This window comes from Pseudomonas sp. CFBP2511, from assembly GCF_030209255.1.
GTDB lineage: Bacteria > Pseudomonadota > Gammaproteobacteria > Pseudomonadales > Pseudomonadaceae > Aquipseudomonas > Aquipseudomonas avellanae.
In genome coordinates this window covers 34,827-51,240 of the sequence record NZ_JARVSI010000042.1, presented here as the reverse complement: position 1 = coordinate 51,240, position 16,414 = coordinate 34,827, and the positions used below count along the sequence as shown (strand labels likewise).

Genomic DNA, 16,414 nt, shown 5'->3' with positions numbered 1-16,414 from the left:
GGGTATGACTCAGCAACTGCACAGTGCGTTATCCAGCACCTTGCGCAGCTCGAGCGGGTGATCGACTACCACGTCTGCACCCCAGTGGTCCGGGTTGTCGTCGGGGTGGATGTAGCCGTAGCGCACGGCGGCGGTTTTAGTGCCTGCATCCCGTCCGGACTCAATGTCACGCAGGTCATCACCCACAAACAGAACGCTGGCCGGGTCCAGGTCGAGCATCTTGCAGGCCAGAATCATCGGCTCGGGGTGCGGCTTGCTGTGCGTAACGTGGTCCGGGCAGATCAGCACGGCAGAACGTTCGGCCAGGCCGAGTTGCTCCATGATCGGCTGGGCGAAGCGTACCGGTTTGTTGGTCACCACGCCCCAGATCAATCCGGCCTTTTCAATGTCGGCCAGCAACTCGCCCATGCCGTCGAACAGCTTGCTGTGCGCAGCGCAGTCACGTTGATAGCGCTCCAGAAACTCCAGGCGCAGGGCCTCGAATTGCGGCGCTTCCGGCGACAGGCCAAAGGTCGCGGAGACCATCGCCCTGGCGCCACCGGAAATCTCGTCGCGGATCAGTTTGTCGGCGACTGCAGGCAGGCCGCGGTCAGCCAGCATTGCCTGAGCAATGGCGATGAAGTCCGGCGCGGTGTCGAGCAAAGTGCCATCCATGTCGAATAAAACCGCTCTCAAGCGCATGGCTTATGCCTCCCGCAGGGTCTGGATCATGTAGTTGACGTCAACGTCGGAGGCCAGCTTGTAATGCTTGGTCAGCGGGTTGTAGGTCAGGCCGATGATGTCCTTGACCTGCAGGCCTGCATCGCGGCTCCAGGCACCCAGTTCGGACGGGCGGATGAATTTCTTGAAGTCGTGGGTGCCGCGTGGCAGCAGGTTGAGAATGTATTCCGCCCCCACCACGGCAAACAGATAAGCCTTCGGGTTGCGGTTGATGGTCGAGAAAAATACCTGGCCGCCGGGCTTGACCATGCGGTGGCAGGCGCGAATCACCGAAGAGGGGTCGGGCACGTGCTCGAGCATTTCCAGGCACGTCACCACGTCGAACTGCTCGGGCATTTCTTCGGCCAGGTCTTCGGCGGTGATCTGCCGGTATTCGACGCTGACGCCTGACTCCAACTGGTGCAGTTGCGCGACGGCCAACGGTGCCTCGCCCATGTCGATACCGGTGACGGTTGCACCGCGCAGGGCCATTGCTTCGCTGAGGATGCCGCCGCCACAGCCGACGTCCAGCACCTTCTTGCCTGCCAGGTTGGCGCGCTCGTCAATCCAGTTGACGCGCAGCGGGTTGATATCATGCAGCGGCTTGAATTCGCTTTCGCGGTCCCACCAGCGATGGGCCAGGGCCTCGAATTTGGCGATTTCTGCGCGGTCGACGTTGCTCATGGGTGTCCCTCTTGAACTCAAAATTCGTTTTCATCAGTCTGGCTTATAGATAAGCCAGACTGGCATGTGTTCGGTCCGCACCGAATTATTCGGCTTTACCGGAAATACGCTGACCCCAGGCGATGGCGGTATCGCGCAGTGCGTGTTCGTCCATTCGGGTCAGGCGGCCGTTGTCGAGCAACTGTTTGCCAGCCACCCAGACGTGGCTCACGCAATCGCGGCCAGTGGCATATATAAGCTGAGATACCGGATCGTAGATCGGTTGCTGGGCCAGCCTGGAAAGGTCGAAGGCGACCATGTCTGCGGCCTTGCCGAGTTCCAGCGAGCCGGCCTCAGCCTGGATGCCCAGTGCACGAGCGCCGTTCAGGGTGGCCATGCGCAATGCCCGATGAGCATCCAGCGCCGTGGCCGAACCGGCGACAGCCTTGGCGAGCAGGGCGGCGGTGCGGGTTTCGCCGAGCAGGTCGAGGTCATTGTTGCTGGCCGCGCCATCGGTGCCCACTGCAACGTTCACACCCGCCTGCCACAGTCGTTCAACCGGGCAGAAGCCGCTGGCCAGCTTGAGATTGGACTCGGGGCAATGAATGATGCTGGTGTTGCTTTCCACCAGCAAGGCCAGGTCGGCGTCGCTGATCTGGGTCATGTGTACGGCCTGAAAGCGCGGGCCGAGCATGCCCAGACGATTCAAGCGGGCAAGGGGGCGTTCCTGATGCTGTTCGACGGCTTGTTCAACTTCAAAGGCGGTCTCGTGGACGTGCATCTGGATCATGGCGTCCAGTTCGTCGGCGATGACCCGGACCTTTTCCAGGTTCTCGTCGCCTACGGTGTAGGGCGCGTGGGGGCCAAAGGCGATCTTGATGCGCGGGTGATGGGCCAGGTCGTTGAACAGTTCGATGCCGTTGTGCAGCGCTTCATCGGTGTTATGAGCGCCCGGAATCGGAAAATCCAGCACCGGCACAGTGATTTGCGCGCGCATGCCGCTGAGGTGAACGCGCTCGGCGGCAACCTTGGGGTAGAAATACATGTCCGAGAAACAGGTGATGCCGCCTTTGAGCTGCTCGGCGATGGCCAGATCGGTGCCGTCGCGCACGAAGTCTTCATCGACCCATCGGCTTTCGGCGGGCCAGATGTGGTCCTGCAGCCAGCTCATCAGCGGCAGGTCATCGGCCAGACCACGAAACAGCGTCATTGCCGCATGGCCGTGGGCGTTGATCAGGCCGGGGCTGAGCAGCATGCCGGGCAGTTCCTGCACCTGCGAGGCGTTTTGCCGCAACGCCTCGGCGCGCGGGCCGATGTAGACGATACAGCCGTCGCGAATGCCGATACCGTGGTCCTTGAGCACAACGCCTGCGGGCTCGACCGGCACCAGCCAGGCGGGCAGGAGCAAAAGGTCGAGCGGTGCTGTAGCGTTCGGCATGAGAAGGTTCCATCGCTTATTACGTTGATGGCGAAGTATACCCGAGCGTCTTCGCAGGCGGCTCGCTATAATCAGCGGCTTTTGATGCTGGGTTTCGGATGTTCAAGATGGAGTTGGCGATGCGCGATCGACTGTTGGCTGCAGAGAAAGTAAAGGCCATCGATTGGCGGGACGACGCTCTGTACCTGCTGGATCAGCGGGTACTGCCGTTCGAGGAGGTCTGGCACCGCTACACCACGGCGGCGGGGGTCGCCGAGGCGATTCGCACGATGGTCGTGCGTGGCGCGCCAGCCATTGGCATCAGTGCCGCCTATGGTGCAGTGCTGGGCGCTCGCGCCCGTATTGCCGAAGGTGGCGACTGGTACCCGGCGCTGGAAGAAGACATGCAACTGCTGGCCGATTCGCGCCCCACTGCAGTCAACCTGTTCTGGGCGCTGAACCGGATACGCGACCGTCTGATGCGCGTGAAAAATGGTGACAACCCTCTGGCGGCGCTGGAGGCAGAAGCCGTGGCGATCCACTTGAGCGACCGCGAAGCCAACCTGACCATGGCGCAATTGGGTGCCGACCTGATCCGCAGGCATCAGGGCAACCTGCAAACCGTGCTCACTCACTGCAATACCGGGGCGCTGGCCACTGGCGGCTTCGGGACTGCGCTGGGCGTGATTCGCGCTGCGCACCTGGAAGGCATGATCGAGCGGGTGTATGCCGATGAAACCCGGCCCTGGCTGCAAGGCTCGCGGCTCACCGCCTGGGAGCTGGCCAATGAAGGCATCCCGGTGACCCTCAACGCAGACTCGGCCGCCGCCCACCTGATGCGCACCAAGGGCATCACCTGGGTCATCGTCGGTGCCGACCGCATCACCGCCAACGGCGACGTGGCGAACAAGATCGGCACCTATCAGCTGGCCGTTGCCGCCATGCACCACGGCGTGCGCTTCATGGTGGTGGCGCCGAGTTCGACCATCGACATGGAGATGGCCAGCGGCGACGACATCATCATTGAAGAACGCGACGGCCGCGAACTGCTTGAAGTCGGCGGTCAGCGGGTGGGCGCCGATGTAGAGGCCTTCAATCCGGTGTTCGATGTGACGCCGGCAGACCTGATCGACGCCATCGTGACTGAAAAAGGCATCGTCGAGCGTCCCGACACCGCCCGCATGGCGCAGTTGATGAGCCGCAAACACCTTCATTGACCGACGCTGTGCACGCGCAGCCGCTTGGCCAAAGCGGCTGCGCGGGCCTGTAAACGTCTCTCAGGCGGCTTGTGCGCAGGTGGCTCGTTTTCAGCGCCTGCAAAGGATGTGAGCGCCCCGGCGGTTGTGGTAATATCCGGCGGTTATCGGGGACACTCACTGGCGTCACCCACACTGCGCAGTTTCATGGCATAACTCGTTGATTTGTCGTAAGTCGCTGCCCTGCAAATGCTGGCAGCGGCGAGCTTCGTATACCCCGAATGGGTTTGCGAGGTTTCACCAGAAAAAGGAATCAGGCTTCTCATGGGCGAACTGGCCAAAGAAATCCTCCCGGTCAATATCGAAGACGAGCTGAAGCAGTCCTACCTCGACTACGCAATGAGCGTAATCGTCGGTCGGGCACTGCCCGATGCGCGCGACGGCTTGAAGCCCGTGCACCGGCGCGTGTTGTTCGCAATGAGCGAGCTGGGTAACGACTGGAACAAGCCGTACAAGAAATCCGCCCGTGTGGTTGGTGACGTGATCGGTAAGTATCACCCGCACGGCGACACCGCCGTGTACGACACCATCGTTCGTATGGCTCAGCCATTCTCGCTGCGCTACCTGCTGGTAGACGGCCAGGGCAACTTCGGTTCGGTCGACGGCGACAACGCGGCGGCCATGCGATACACCGAAGTGCGCATGACCAAGCTGGCTCACGAGCTGCTGGCCGACCTGCACAAAGAGACCGTCGACTGGGTGCCGAACTACGACGGCACCGAAATGATCCCTGCGGTCATGCCGACCCGTATTCCCAACCTGCTGGTCAACGGCTCGAGCGGTATCGCCGTGGGCATGGCGACCAACATTCCGCCGCACAACCTCGGTGAAGTCATCGACGGTTGCCTGGCGCTGATCGACAACCCCGAGTTGACGATCGACGAACTGATGCAGTACATCCCCGGCCCGGACTTCCCGACGGCGGCGATCATCAACGGCCGCGCCGGCATCATCGAAGCCTACCGCACTGGCCGCGGGCGCATTTACATGCGTGCCCGCTCCATCGTCGAAGACATCGACAAGGTCGGCGGTCGCCAGCAGATCGTCATCACCGAGCTGCCTTACCAGTTGAACAAGGCGCGTCTGATCGAAAAGATCGCCGAGCTGGTCAAGGAAAAGAAACTCGAAGGCATCACCGAACTGCGCGACGAGTCCGACAAGGACGGTATGCGCGTGGTCATCGAGCTGCGTCGTGGCGAAGTGCCTGAGGTTGTGCTCAACAACCTGTATGCCCAGACCCAGCTGCAAAGCGTTTTCGGTATCAACATCGTTGCCCTGATCGACGGTCGTCCACGCATCCTGAACCTCAAGGACCTGCTGGAAGCCTTCGTGCGTCACCGCCGCGAAGTGGTCACCCGCCGTACCGTGTTCGAACTGCGCAAGGCGCGCGAGCGTGGCCACATCCTTGAAGGTCAGGCGGTTGCGCTGTCCAACATCGATCCGGTCATTGCCCTGATCAAGGCGTCCCCGACACCTGCCGAAGCCAAGGAGGCGCTGATCAAGACGCCTTGGGAATCGAGCGCAGTGGTCGAGATGGTCGAGCGCGCCGGTGCCGATTCGTGCCGCCCCGAGAACCTCGACCCGCAATACGGCCTGCGTGAAGGCAAGTATTTCCTGTCGCCAGAACAGGCTCAGGCCATTCTGGAACTGCGTCTGCACCGCCTGACCGGTCTGGAACACGAAAAACTGCTGGGTGAGTACCAGGAAATCCTGGCTCAGATCGGCGAGCTGATCCGCATCCTCAACAGCGCCACGCGCCTGATGGAAGTGATCCGCGAAGAGCTCGAACTGATCCGCGCCGAATACGGCGATGCGCGTCGCACCGAGATTCTCGATGCACGCCTGGACCTCACCCTCGGTGACCTGATCACCGAAGAAGAGCGCGTGGTCACCATCTCCCACGGCGGCTATGCCAAGACCCAGCCATTGGCTGTCTACCAGGCTCAGCGTCGCGGCGGCAAGGGCAAGTCGGCCACCGGCATCAAGGATGAGGACTACATCGCTCACCTGCTGGTCGCCAACAGCCACACCACGCTGTTGATGTTCTCCAGCAAGGGCAAGGTGTACTGGCTCAAGACCTACGAGATCCCGGAAGCGTCCCGCGCTGCCCGTGGTCGTCCGCTGGTCAACCTGCTGCCGCTGAGCGAAGGTGAATACATCACCACCATGCTGCCGGTCGATCTCGAAGCCATGCGCAAGCGTGCCGACGAAGAAGGCGAAGCCCTCGAAGGCGAGCTGGACGACGCGGAAAACAGCAGCGAGACCGAAGAAGAGCGCAAGGCGCGCATCAAGGCTGCCGACAAGAAGAAGGCGCCGTTCATCTTCATGTCCACGGCCAACGGCACCGTCAAGAAGACTCCGCTGGTGGCCTTCAGTCGTCAGCGTAGCGTCGGCCTGATCGCGCTGGAACTCGACGAAGGTGACATCCTGATTTCCGCAGCCATCACCGATGGCGAGCAGGAAATCATGCTGTTCTCCGACGGCGGCAAGGTCACCCGCTTCAAGGAATCCGACGTTCGCGCCATGGGCCGTACGGCTCGCGGTGTGCGTGGCATGCGTCTGCCAGAAGGGCAGAAGCTGATTTCAATGCTGATCCCGGAAGAAGGCAGCCAGATCCTCACCGCTTCCGAGCGTGGTTTCGGCAAGCGTACCGCCATTTCCGAGTTCCCTGAGTACAAGCGTGGCGGTCAGGGCGTTATCGCCATGGTCAGCAACGAGCGTAACGGCCGTCTGGTCGGCGCGGTTCAGGTGCTGGATGGTGAGGAAATCATGCTGATTTCCGACCAGGGCACACTGGTTCGTACCCGCGTCGGCGAAGTCTCCAGCCTGGGTCGTAACACCCAGGGTGTGACCCTGATCAAGCTGGCCAGCGACGAAAAACTGGTCGGCCTGGAACGCGTTCAGGAGCCCTCGGAAGTCGAAGGCGAAGAGCTTGAGGGTGACGAGGTTGTTGATGGCGTGATCGTTGATGTGGACGGCGCCGACGCAGACGAGGCAGGTGAAGACCTGCAGGTGGACGCGGCCCCGGACGACGACGAACCGCAGAACTGAGCGGCAACGTAAATCAGGTAAGGGCTGGCTCGTCTGGAGGTGCATGTGCATTCCAGGCAAGTCCAGCCCTTGCGACATTCGGCCGCCCTGCAGCCGGATCAGTATTCCCCGTCGCGAGCTGCCCGCTCGTGATGCAGCACCCGGTAACACGCGCGTACAGACCCAACGTATTTGACGAGAGTGGATATGAGCAAGCGAGCCTTTAACTTCTGCGCAGGTCCTGCTGCGCTTCCTGAAGCTGTTCTGCTGCGTGCCCAGGCGGAACTCCTCGACTGGCACGGCAAAGGCCTGTCGGTCATGGAGATGAGCCACCGCAGTGATGAGTTCGTCTCCATCGCCAACAAGGCCGAGCAGGATCTTCGCGACCTGTTGTCCATTCCCTCCAATTACAAAGTGCTGTTCCTGCAAGGCGGCGCCAGCCAGCAGTTTGCGCAGATCGCGCTGAACCTGCTGCCTGAAAACGGCAAGGCCGATTACATCGACACCGGCATCTGGTCGCAGAAGGCTATTGATGAGGCGTCGCGCTACGGCACGATCAATGTCGCCGCCAGCGCCAAGGCCTACGATTACTTCGCCATCCCCGGCCAGAACGAATGGACGCTTTCCAGGGACGCTGCCTACGTTCATTACGCGCCTAACGAAACCATTGGTGGTCTGGAATTCAACTGGATTCCGGAAACTGGCGACGTGCCACTGGTCGCCGACATGTCTTCTAACATCCTCTCGCGCCCGGTGGACATTTCGCGTTTCGGCATGATCTACGCCGGTGCCCAGAAGAACATCGGCCCGAGCGGCGTGGTGGTGGTGATCATTCGCGAAGACCTGCTCGGTCGCGCGCGTACGCTGTGCCCGACCATGCTCGACTACAAAGTCGCTGCCGACAATGGCTCGATGTACAACACGCCGCCAACCCTGGCCTGGTATCTGTCCGGGCTGGTCTTCGAGTGGCTCAAGGAGCAGGGCGGCGTCGAGGCGATCGGCAAGCTCAACGACATCAAGCAGCGTACGTTGTATGACTTCATCGATGCCAGCGGGCTGTACAGCAACCCGATCAACACGCCGGATCGCTCGTGGATGAATGTGCCGTTCCGTTTGGCTGACGACCGTCTCGACAAGCCGTTTCTGGCCGGTGCCGATGCCAATGGCCTGCTCAATCTGAAAGGCCACCGTTCGGTGGGTGGCATGCGCGCTTCCATCTATAACGCAGTCGATATCAACGCGGTCAACGCGCTGGTCGCCTACATGAAAGATTTCGAGAAGGAGCACGGCTGATGTCCGAGCAAGAACTCAAGGCGCTTCGCGTCCGTATCGACAGCCTCGACGAGAAGGTCCTGGAGCTGATCAGTGAGCGCGCTCGCTGTGCTCAGGAAGTGGCCAGGGTGAAGATGTCTTCGCTGGCAGAAGGCGAAGTGCCTGTGTTCTATCGCCCGGAACGCGAAGCGGCGGTGCTTCGGCGGGTCATGGATCGCAATCGCGGCCCCTTGAGCAATGAAGAGATGGCGCGGCTGTTTCGCGAAATCATGTCCTCTTGCCTGGCCCTCGAGCAGCCGCTCAAGGTCGCCTATCTCGGGCCTGAGGGTACGTTCACCCAGGCCGCCGCCATGAAGCACTTCGGCCATGCGGTTATCAGTCTGCCGATGGCTGCCATCGATGAAGTGTTCCGTGAAGTGGTTGCGGGTGCGGTGAACTTTGGCGTGGTCCCGGTGGAAAACTCCACCGAAGGCGCGGTCAACCACACGCTGGACAGCTTTCTTGAGCACGACATGGTCATCTGTGGCGAAGTCGAGTTGCGCATTCACCATCATTTGCTGGTCGGTGAGAGCACCAAGACGCAAAGCATTTCGCGTATCTATTCCCACGCGCAATCGCTGGCCCAGTGCCGCAAATGGCTGGACGCCCATTATCCGAACGTCGAGCGTGTTGCCGTGGCCAGCAACGCCGAAGCCGCCAAGCGGGTCAAGGGCGAATGGAACTCGGCGGCCATTGCTGGCGATATGGCGGCAGGTCTTTATGGTCTGACCCGCCTGGCGGAAAAGATCGAAGACCGCCCGGACAACTCTACGCGCTTCCTTATCATCGGCAATCAGGAAGTCCCGCCAACCGGTGACGACAAGACCTCGATCATTGTTTCGATGAGCAACAAGCCGGGTGCGCTGCACGAGTTGCTGGTGCCGTTCCATGAGAATGGTCTTGACCTGACACGTATCGAAACCCGTCCGTCGCGCAGTGGCAAGTGGACCTACGTGTTCTTCATCGACTTCGTCGGCCATCACCAGGACCCGCTGGTCAAAGCCGTACTGGAAAAAATCAGCAGTGAAGCCGTTGCCTTGAAGGTGCTGGGTTCCTACCCGAAAGCGGTTCTTTGAGGGCGTTGCGCATGATCCGTTTGTTTGTTGCCTTGTCGGGCTGCCAGGTATGTTCGCGTGGTTGATGTGATTTCAGAGCAACCGGCCCGGCCGTTGATCGGGCGGCTGGTGGTCGTGGGGCTCGGGCTGATTGGCGGCTCGTTTGCCAAGGGCGTGCGCGAAAGCGGCCTGTGCCGTGAAGTGGTCGGCGTCGATCTTGATCCGCGGTCGCGAAAGCTTGCGGTCGAGCTCGGGGTTGTCGATCGTTGCGAGGCCGATCTTGCCCTGGCCTGCCGGGGCGCCGACGTGATTCAGCTGGCGGTGCCTATTCTGGCGATGGAAAAGCTCCTCGCGCTGCTCGCACCGCTGGATCTGGGGGGCGCCATTCTCACTGACGTTGGCAGCGCCAAAGGCAATGTGGTCAGGGCGGCCCATCAGGCGTTCGGCCATATGCCGTCACGTTTTGTGCCTGGGCATCCGATCGCCGGGTCCGAGCAGAGCGGCGTCGAAGCTTCCAACGCTGCGTTGTTCCGGCGTCACAAGGTCATTCTGACCCCGCTGCCTGAAACCGACCCCGACGCCGTCGCCGTTGTGCATCGGTTGTGGTCTGCGCTGGGTGCTGATGTCGAGCACATGCAGGTCGAGCGTCACGACGACGTGCTGGCGGCGACCAGTCATCTGCCGCACTTGCTGGCATTCGGTCTGGTCGACTCATTGGCCAAACGTAACGAAAACCTGGAAATATTCCGCTATGCCGCTGGCGGCTTTCGTGACTTCACGCGTATTGCGGGCAGCGATCCGACCATGTGGCACGACATCTTCATGGCCAACCGTGAGTCGGTCCTGCGCACGCTGGACAGTTTTCGCAGTGACCTTGATGCCCTGCGCGATGCTGTGGATGCTGGCGATGGCGCGCAGTTGCTGGAGGTATTCACTCGCGCGCGCACGGCCAGAGAGCACTTCGGCAGAATTCTTGCCAGCCGTGCTCGCGTCGATATGACCTCTGCCGATCATCATGAGGCGCCGGATGATGTGCGGGTGCGCTCTGCAGAGGGCGTCAGCCATCGCATCAAAGGGCCGACCGATGTCACGTCCGCTGTCCTGTTCATGGTCGCGACGTCGATCAGCGAAGGGTGCGATCTGCTGCTCGAGGACGTTCGTGTCGGCTCGATGTGTGAAGGAGCGATCGACATTCTGCGTCTGATGGGCGGCGATGTTGTGCTGCAAAATGTTCGCGAACTGGCAGATGAGCGGCTGGCGGACCTGCACGTGCGTTCGGCTCGGCTGAAAGGCGCGGACATCCCGGAGGCGCTGGTGACGCTGGCGATCGGCACCTTTCCGGCTCTGCTTATCGCCGCAGCCTGCGCAGAAGGGCGTACCATTCTGCGCGGCGCAGAGACGTTGCAGGCAGGCGAGTCGGAATGCGTCAGGCTTATGGCTGACGGTTTGACGGTGCTCGGTATCGAGGCCGAACCTGTGCCGGATGGCATCATCATTGAGGGCGGTACGCCCGGCGGCGGCGAGATTGATGCGCGCGGCGATCAGCGTATTGTCATGGCGTTTCGTGTTGCATCGTTGCGGGCTTCGGCGCCCATCCGTATTCATGATTGTGCGGACGCCGCCACATTGTTTCCCCATTTTCTGGCGCTGTGCGCTCAAGTCGGCATGCGTGTAGCGCAAGAGGACATAAAGTGAAAATCAAAGCACCCGTTATCACCATCGACGGACCTAGCGGTTCAGGAAAAGGCACTGTAGCCGGGCTGCTGGCCAAGAAACTTGGCTGGTGCCTGCTTGATTCAGGCGCGCTGTACCGCCTGCTGGCCTTCGCTGCGCGGAATCATGGCGTCGACCTGACCAACGAAGAAGCGCTCAAATTGCTTGCCGCTCATCTGGATGTTCAGTTCGAGACGACAGCGGCGGGGCAGGGGCAGCGCATCATTCTTGAAGGTGAGGACGTTACCCAGGCCATTCGCAACGAGCAGATCGGCAGTGGCGCATCTCAGGTGGCGTCTTTGCCCGCTGTGCGCGATGCCTTGCTGATGCGCCAGCGCGCCTTTCAGGAAGAGCCGGGGCTTGTCGCAGACGGTCGCGACATGGGCACGGTCGTGTTTCCCGACGCCCCGCTGAAGGTATTCCTTACCGCGAGTGCCGAGGAACGTGCACGCCGACGTTACTTGCAGTTGAAGGCCAAGGGCGATGATGTTAGTCTGTCGAGTCTGCTAGATGAGATATGTGCACGCGACGAGCGTGACACCCAGCGAGCGGTAGCACCGCTAAAGCCGGCGCACGACGCCATACAGCTGGATTCCACTGAATTGTCCATCGAACAGGTGCTGGAACGCATTCTGAGTGAAATCGCGCTTCGCGATATCGCCGGGTGACGAAGAAGCGTGTGGGAGACCAGTCATAGTCCCGCAGGCTTTCTTTTACTTGAACGAAACCCACGTTGTCTGGAGCGTGGCAGATGGGCGTATCCTTCGCCCTTGATCAACAGGAATTAAAATGAGCGAAAGCTTTGCAGAACTTTTTGAAGAAAGCCTAAAGACCCTCAACCTTCAGGCCGGTTCGATCATCACCGCTATCATCGTTGATATCGACTACCAGGCAGGTTGGGTTACGGTTCACGCCGGTCTGAAATCTGAAGGCCTCATCCCGCTGGAGCAGTTCCACAACGACGCTGGCGAGCTGACCATCAAGATCGGTGATGAAGTTCACGTTGCGCTGGACGCGGTCGAAGATGGCTTTGGCGAAACCAAGCTGTCCCGCGAAAAAGCCAAGCGTGCCGAGTGCTGGATCGTTCTGGAAGCGGCTTTCGCAGCTGAAGAAGTGGTCAAGGGCGTTATCAACGGTAAGGTTAAAGGCGGCTTCACTGTCGACGTTAACGGCATCCGTGCGTTCCTGCCTGGTTCTCTGGTTGACGTCCGCCCTGTGCGTGACACGACTCACCTGGAAGGCAAAGAGCTCGAGTTCAAGGTCATCAAGCTGGACCAGAAGCGCAACAACGTTGTCGTTTCCCGTCGCAGTGTCCTGGAAGCCGAGAACAGTGCCGAGCGCGAAGCTCTGCTCGAGTCCCTGCAGGAAGGTCAGCAAGTCAAAGGTATCGTCAAGAACCTCACCGATTACGGCGCATTCGTCGATCTGGGTGGCGTCGATGGCCTGCTGCACATCACCGACATGGCCTGGAAGCGTATCAAGCATCCATCGGAAATCGTCAACGTTGGCGACGAGATCGATGTGAAGGTTTTGAAGTACGATCGCGAGCGCAATCGTGTTTCCCTGGGTCTGAAGCAACTGGGTGAAGACCCATGGGTTGCTATCAAGGCTCGCTACCCGGAAAGCACCCGCGTTACCGCGCGTGTTACCAACCTGACCGACTACGGCTGCTTCGCAGAGCTGGAAGAAGGCGTGGAAGGCCTGGTACACGTTTCCGAAATGGACTGGACCAACAAGAACATCCACCCTTCGAAAGTCGTTCAGGTTGGCGACGAAGTGGAAGTTATGGTTCTGGACATCGACGAAGAGCGTCGTCGTATCTCCCTCGGCATCAAACAGTGCAAATCCAACCCGTGGGAAGATTTCTCTGGCCAGTTCAACAAGGGCGATAAAATCTCCGGCACCATCAAGTCGATCACCGATTTCGGTATCTTCATTGGTCTGGACGGCGGCATCGACGGCTTGGTTCACCTGTCCGACATCTCCTGGAACGAAGTGGGCGAAGAAGCCGTACGTCGCTTCAAGAAGGGCGACGAGCTCGACACCGTGATCCTGTCGGTTGATCCTGAGCGCGAGCGCATCTCGCTGGGTATCAAGCAGCTGGAAAGCGATCCGTTCTCCGAGTACGTCACTGTCAATGACAAGGGCGCTATCGTTCGCGGTATCGTTAAAGAAGTTGACGCCAAAGGCGCCATCATCACCCTGGCCGACGACATCGAAGCGACCCTCAAAGCCTCCGAAATCAGCCGTGACCGCGTTGAAGACGCGCGTAACGTTCTGAAAGAAGGCGAAGAGATCGAAGCCAAGATCATCAGCGTTGACCGCAAGAGCCGCGTAATCAGCTTGTCCATCAAGTCGAAAGACGTTGAAGACGAGAAAGAAGCGATCCAGAGCCTGCGTAGCAAGCCTGAAGTCGCTGAAAGCACTGGTCCTACCACTATTGGTGACCTGCTGCGCGCGCAAATGGAAAAACAGAACTAAGTTCTGCTTGACCATAAAAAAGGGCGACTTCGGTCGCCCTTTTTCATGCCTGGCATTTATGTCATGCAGGCCTGAGCCCGACCCCCTTTGATCGCCTGACCTTGGTCACAAGCGCCCGCTATAGCCTCCAGGCCTTACCAGGCCCTCGTTTATTTCCCTCTCTTTAAACGCCTCTCACGTGTAGCGTGGCTGTAATCTGTTCATGCAGGGTTGACAGCGTTGAACATAAGTCAATACATGGGCTGTTCAAATTCATCCGGTCATGCTAAAACCTTCCAAGCGCTGATCTAGCTGCTTGAAAAAGAAGGGAAAAATATGACGAAGTCGGAGTTGATCGAACGAATTGTCACCCATCAAGGGCTGCTCTCATCCAAAGATGTCGAGCTGGCCATCAAGACCATGCTTGAACAAATGTCCCAGTGCCTGGCAACCGGTGACCGAATCGAAATTCGGGGTTTTGGCAGCTTCTCGCTGCATTACCGTGCACCGCGAGTTGGACGTAACCCGAAGACCGGGCAATCGGTCAGCCTCGATGGCAAGTTTGTGCCGCATTTCAAGCCGGGCAAGGAGCTGCGGGATCGGGTCAACGAGGATGAAGAAGAGGGCTTTTAAAGCCATTTACCACAGGATTACCAGATGCGTATTTTCAAACGAGTCATTCTGATCGTCGCTGTACTGCTCGTAGCTGCGGTAACAGTCGTGTTCATGCTTGAAAACCGGCAGTCTGTCGCCGTGACGTTCTTCGGTTGGTCAGCGCCTCAGCTTCCTTTGGCATTGCCTGTTATCCTCGCGCTGCTTTTGGGTATGGTCATCGGCCCGATGCTGACGCTGATAGCCAGCCTTCGTAAAAAACGCACGCCTTCTGCTCGCTCCGTCTGAGCAGTACTGCTCGGGCGTCGTCGGATGCCTGTCTGGTGACGTGACGTCGTGCACTTTTCTATCCCTTCCGTGCCATGAAATTGCATCCAGCGTCTCGAGGCTGGTGTGCATCTTATCTGTATCTCTCTTTTTTGCTGAAAAACCCTACTTATAATTCTGTCGGCTTATTCTTCGATTATATGAAGGATAGTTACTGCGCCGCGTAGGAAACTTCGCTTTTTAAATCGAGGTGCCCATTCCATAGGGGGAGCCGGTTATATTAGGTTTCAGCGCCGATTTCTGCTGCTGTAACAGTCTTGTGTCAAGTCTTGAAAATAAGCTGTTCAAGTGCAGAATGCGCCGAAACTTATGGTTCAGACCTGATGCCGGATGTCACAAACATTCAGTCAGGCTGGCAAGCAAAGGTGACTGCATGTCTTATCCGGAAATCATTCATCACGGTGCTGTCGACACGGTGACGGGTTCGTGCCATCAACTGCGTATGGATGCGTCGAGCAGCCTGCTGATCGACTGCGGCTCGCTGCAGGAGCGCGGCGCGTCAGGCGAGGTCTCGCCGTTCGGGTTTGACCCCGAGGCCATCAGAGCGCTTCTGATCACTCATGTGCACAACGACCATGTCGGGCGTATTCCCGAGTTGCTGGCGTCAGGCTATGAAGGGCCGATACTGTGCAGCGAGCCGAGCGCTCATCTGCTGCCACTGGTGATGGAAGACAGCCTGAAGATCCAGTTTGCACATGATCCCGAGCAGGCCGAGCGCCACCTTGCGCTGATCAACAAACGGATCATCGCACTGCCATTCGATAACTGGTTCAGTCTGGTCGACCGCGAGTCGCTGCACTGCAGGGTTCGCCTGCAACGCGCGGGGCATATTCTGGGTTCGGCTTATATAGAATGCGATCTGCACTACCCACTGGAAGGGTGTTCGATGCGTGTGGTTTTTTCCGGTGATCTTGGCGCGAGCCACACACCGTTTCTGCCTGCGCCAAAGCCACCCGAACACGCCGACATACTGGTGCTGGAAAGTACCTACGGTGATCGTCTTCATGAAGATCGCAGCATTCGTCAGCAGGAACTCGAGCGCATCATAGACCGGGCGCTGGAAGACAACGGCACGGTGCTGATTCCGGCGTTCAGCATCGGTCGCACTCAGGAGCTGCTCTACGAACTGGAGGACATCCTGCGGCGCAAGATGCCATCCGGTGATGCTGCCCACAGCAGTGCGCGCCTGAATGAGGATGACGTGCCGCCTGCGGACTGGTCGCGGCTGCCGATCATCCTCGACTCGCCGCTGGCAAGTCGCTTCACCCGGGCCTACCAGTCATTTGAAGACTACTGGGACGAAGGTGCCCGCCTGAGGCTGGACGCCGGACGCAAGCCGCTCGGCTTTGACCAGCTCATTACCATCAACACCCACGAAGAGCACCTGCGTACAGTCAACTATCTGGCCAGCACTGCGCGGCCGGCCATTGTCATCGCCGGTAACGGCATGTGTGCCGGCGGCAGGATCGTCAATTACCTGAAAGCCATGCTGGGCGATCCTCGGCATAACGTGGTGTTTGTCGGCTATCAAGGGAAAGGAACGCCTGGCGCTGCCATTCAGGCGCATGGCCCGTCGGGCGGATACGTCGAGCTGGATCGCGAGCGTTTCGATATTCGCGCTGCGATTCACACCGCCAAAGGCTATTCGGCCCACGCTGATCAGGCCGAACTTGTCGAATTCGTCACGGGTATGAATAAGTGGCCGGCGCAGATTCGCCTTGTGCACGGCGAAACAACGGCTAAAAAGGCGCTGAGAAACATTCTGGAGCGTAAATACACGCTTGAAAAAATTCAGGCCGAGTTGATCGTTCCCTGACAGAATATATGGACGAGTTTCCGGAACAGTCCTGCGCTCACAACTATAAAACGCA

General features: G+C 59.5%; 13 protein-coding genes. 10 read left to right on the top strand and 3 right to left on the bottom strand.

The features are described from left to right. Positions 1 to 9 precede the first annotated feature (9 nt). From mupP to QRN38_RS27440, 3 genes are all read right to left on the bottom strand, one after another. Positions 10 to 681, bottom strand: coding sequence for an N-acetylmuramic acid 6-phosphate phosphatase MupP (gene mupP / locus QRN38_RS27450; protein WP_005738971.1), 672 nt, complete (start codon positions 679 to 681; stop codon positions 10 to 12). Positions 682 to 684: 3 nt separating this feature from the next. Beyond that, positions 685 to 1,383, bottom strand: coding sequence for a bifunctional 2-polyprenyl-6-hydroxyphenol methylase/3-demethylubiquinol 3-O-methyltransferase UbiG (ubiG, locus tag QRN38_RS27445; protein WP_005766737.1), 699 nt, complete (start codon positions 1,381 to 1,383; stop codon positions 685 to 687). Positions 1,384 to 1,468: 85 nt separating this feature from the next. Further along, positions 1,469 to 2,800 (bottom strand): TRZ/ATZ family hydrolase, encoded by a 1,332-nt coding sequence (locus QRN38_RS27440; protein WP_005766740.1) that lies wholly within the window; start codon positions 2,798 to 2,800, stop codon positions 1,469 to 1,471. A 119-nt stretch (positions 2,801 to 2,919) separates the two neighbouring features. Here QRN38_RS27440 and mtnA point away from each other — a divergent pair, with 119 nt between their 5' ends. From mtnA to QRN38_RS27390, 10 genes are all read left to right on the top strand, one after another. Beyond that, positions 2,920 to 3,996 (top strand): S-methyl-5-thioribose-1-phosphate isomerase, encoded by a 1,077-nt coding sequence (mtnA, locus tag QRN38_RS27435; RefSeq protein ID WP_005616458.1) that lies wholly within the window; start codon positions 2,920 to 2,922, stop codon positions 3,994 to 3,996. Between the two features lie 303 nt (positions 3,997 to 4,299). Further along, entirely contained in the window at positions 4,300 to 7,086 is a 2,787-nt protein-coding gene (gyrA, locus tag QRN38_RS27430; RefSeq protein ID WP_057419280.1) for a DNA gyrase subunit A, read from the top strand. A 186-nt stretch (positions 7,087 to 7,272) separates the two neighbouring features. Then, entirely contained in the window at positions 7,273 to 8,358 is a 1,086-nt protein-coding gene (gene serC, locus QRN38_RS27425; protein ID WP_057419279.1) for a 3-phosphoserine/phosphohydroxythreonine transaminase, read from the top strand. Continuing rightward, a complete protein-coding gene (pheA, locus tag QRN38_RS27420) occupies positions 8,358 to 9,452 on the top strand; it encodes a prephenate dehydratase (RefSeq protein ID WP_005616461.1) in 1,095 nt (364 codons plus the stop codon). The genes serC and pheA overlap by 1 nt, the downstream gene beginning before the upstream one ends. Before the next feature lie 57 nt (positions 9,453 to 9,509). Next, complete coding sequence (locus QRN38_RS27415; protein WP_010204075.1) at positions 9,510 to 11,126, top strand: prephenate dehydrogenase/arogenate dehydrogenase family protein; 1,617 nt, start codon at positions 9,510 to 9,512, stop codon at positions 11,124 to 11,126. Next, on the top strand, positions 11,123 to 11,812 hold the full coding sequence (gene cmk / locus QRN38_RS27410; protein WP_005616463.1) for a (d)CMP kinase: 690 nt from the start codon (positions 11,123 to 11,125) through the stop codon (positions 11,810 to 11,812). Before QRN38_RS27415 ends, cmk begins: the two co-directional genes overlap by 4 nt. A gap of 121 nt (positions 11,813 to 11,933) precedes the next feature. After that, positions 11,934 to 13,625 carry a 30S ribosomal protein S1 gene (gene rpsA, locus QRN38_RS27405; protein ID WP_002554562.1) on the top strand — a complete coding sequence of 564 codons (1,692 nt, stop codon included), beginning with the start codon at positions 11,934 to 11,936 and terminating at the stop codon, positions 13,623 to 13,625. 315 nt (positions 13,626 to 13,940) lie between these two features. Continuing rightward, entirely contained in the window at positions 13,941 to 14,237 is a 297-nt protein-coding gene (gene ihfB / locus QRN38_RS27400) for an integration host factor subunit beta (protein WP_002554561.1), read from the top strand. Between the two features lie 24 nt (positions 14,238 to 14,261). After that, on the top strand, positions 14,262 to 14,504 hold the full coding sequence (locus tag QRN38_RS27395; RefSeq protein ID WP_007245133.1) for a LapA family protein: 243 nt from the start codon (positions 14,262 to 14,264) through the stop codon (positions 14,502 to 14,504). 412 nt (positions 14,505 to 14,916) lie between these two features. After that, a complete protein-coding gene (locus tag QRN38_RS27390; RefSeq protein ID WP_057419278.1) occupies positions 14,917 to 16,359 on the top strand; it encodes an MBL fold metallo-hydrolase RNA specificity domain-containing protein in 1,443 nt (480 codons plus the stop codon). Positions 16,360 to 16,414 lie beyond the last annotated feature (55 nt).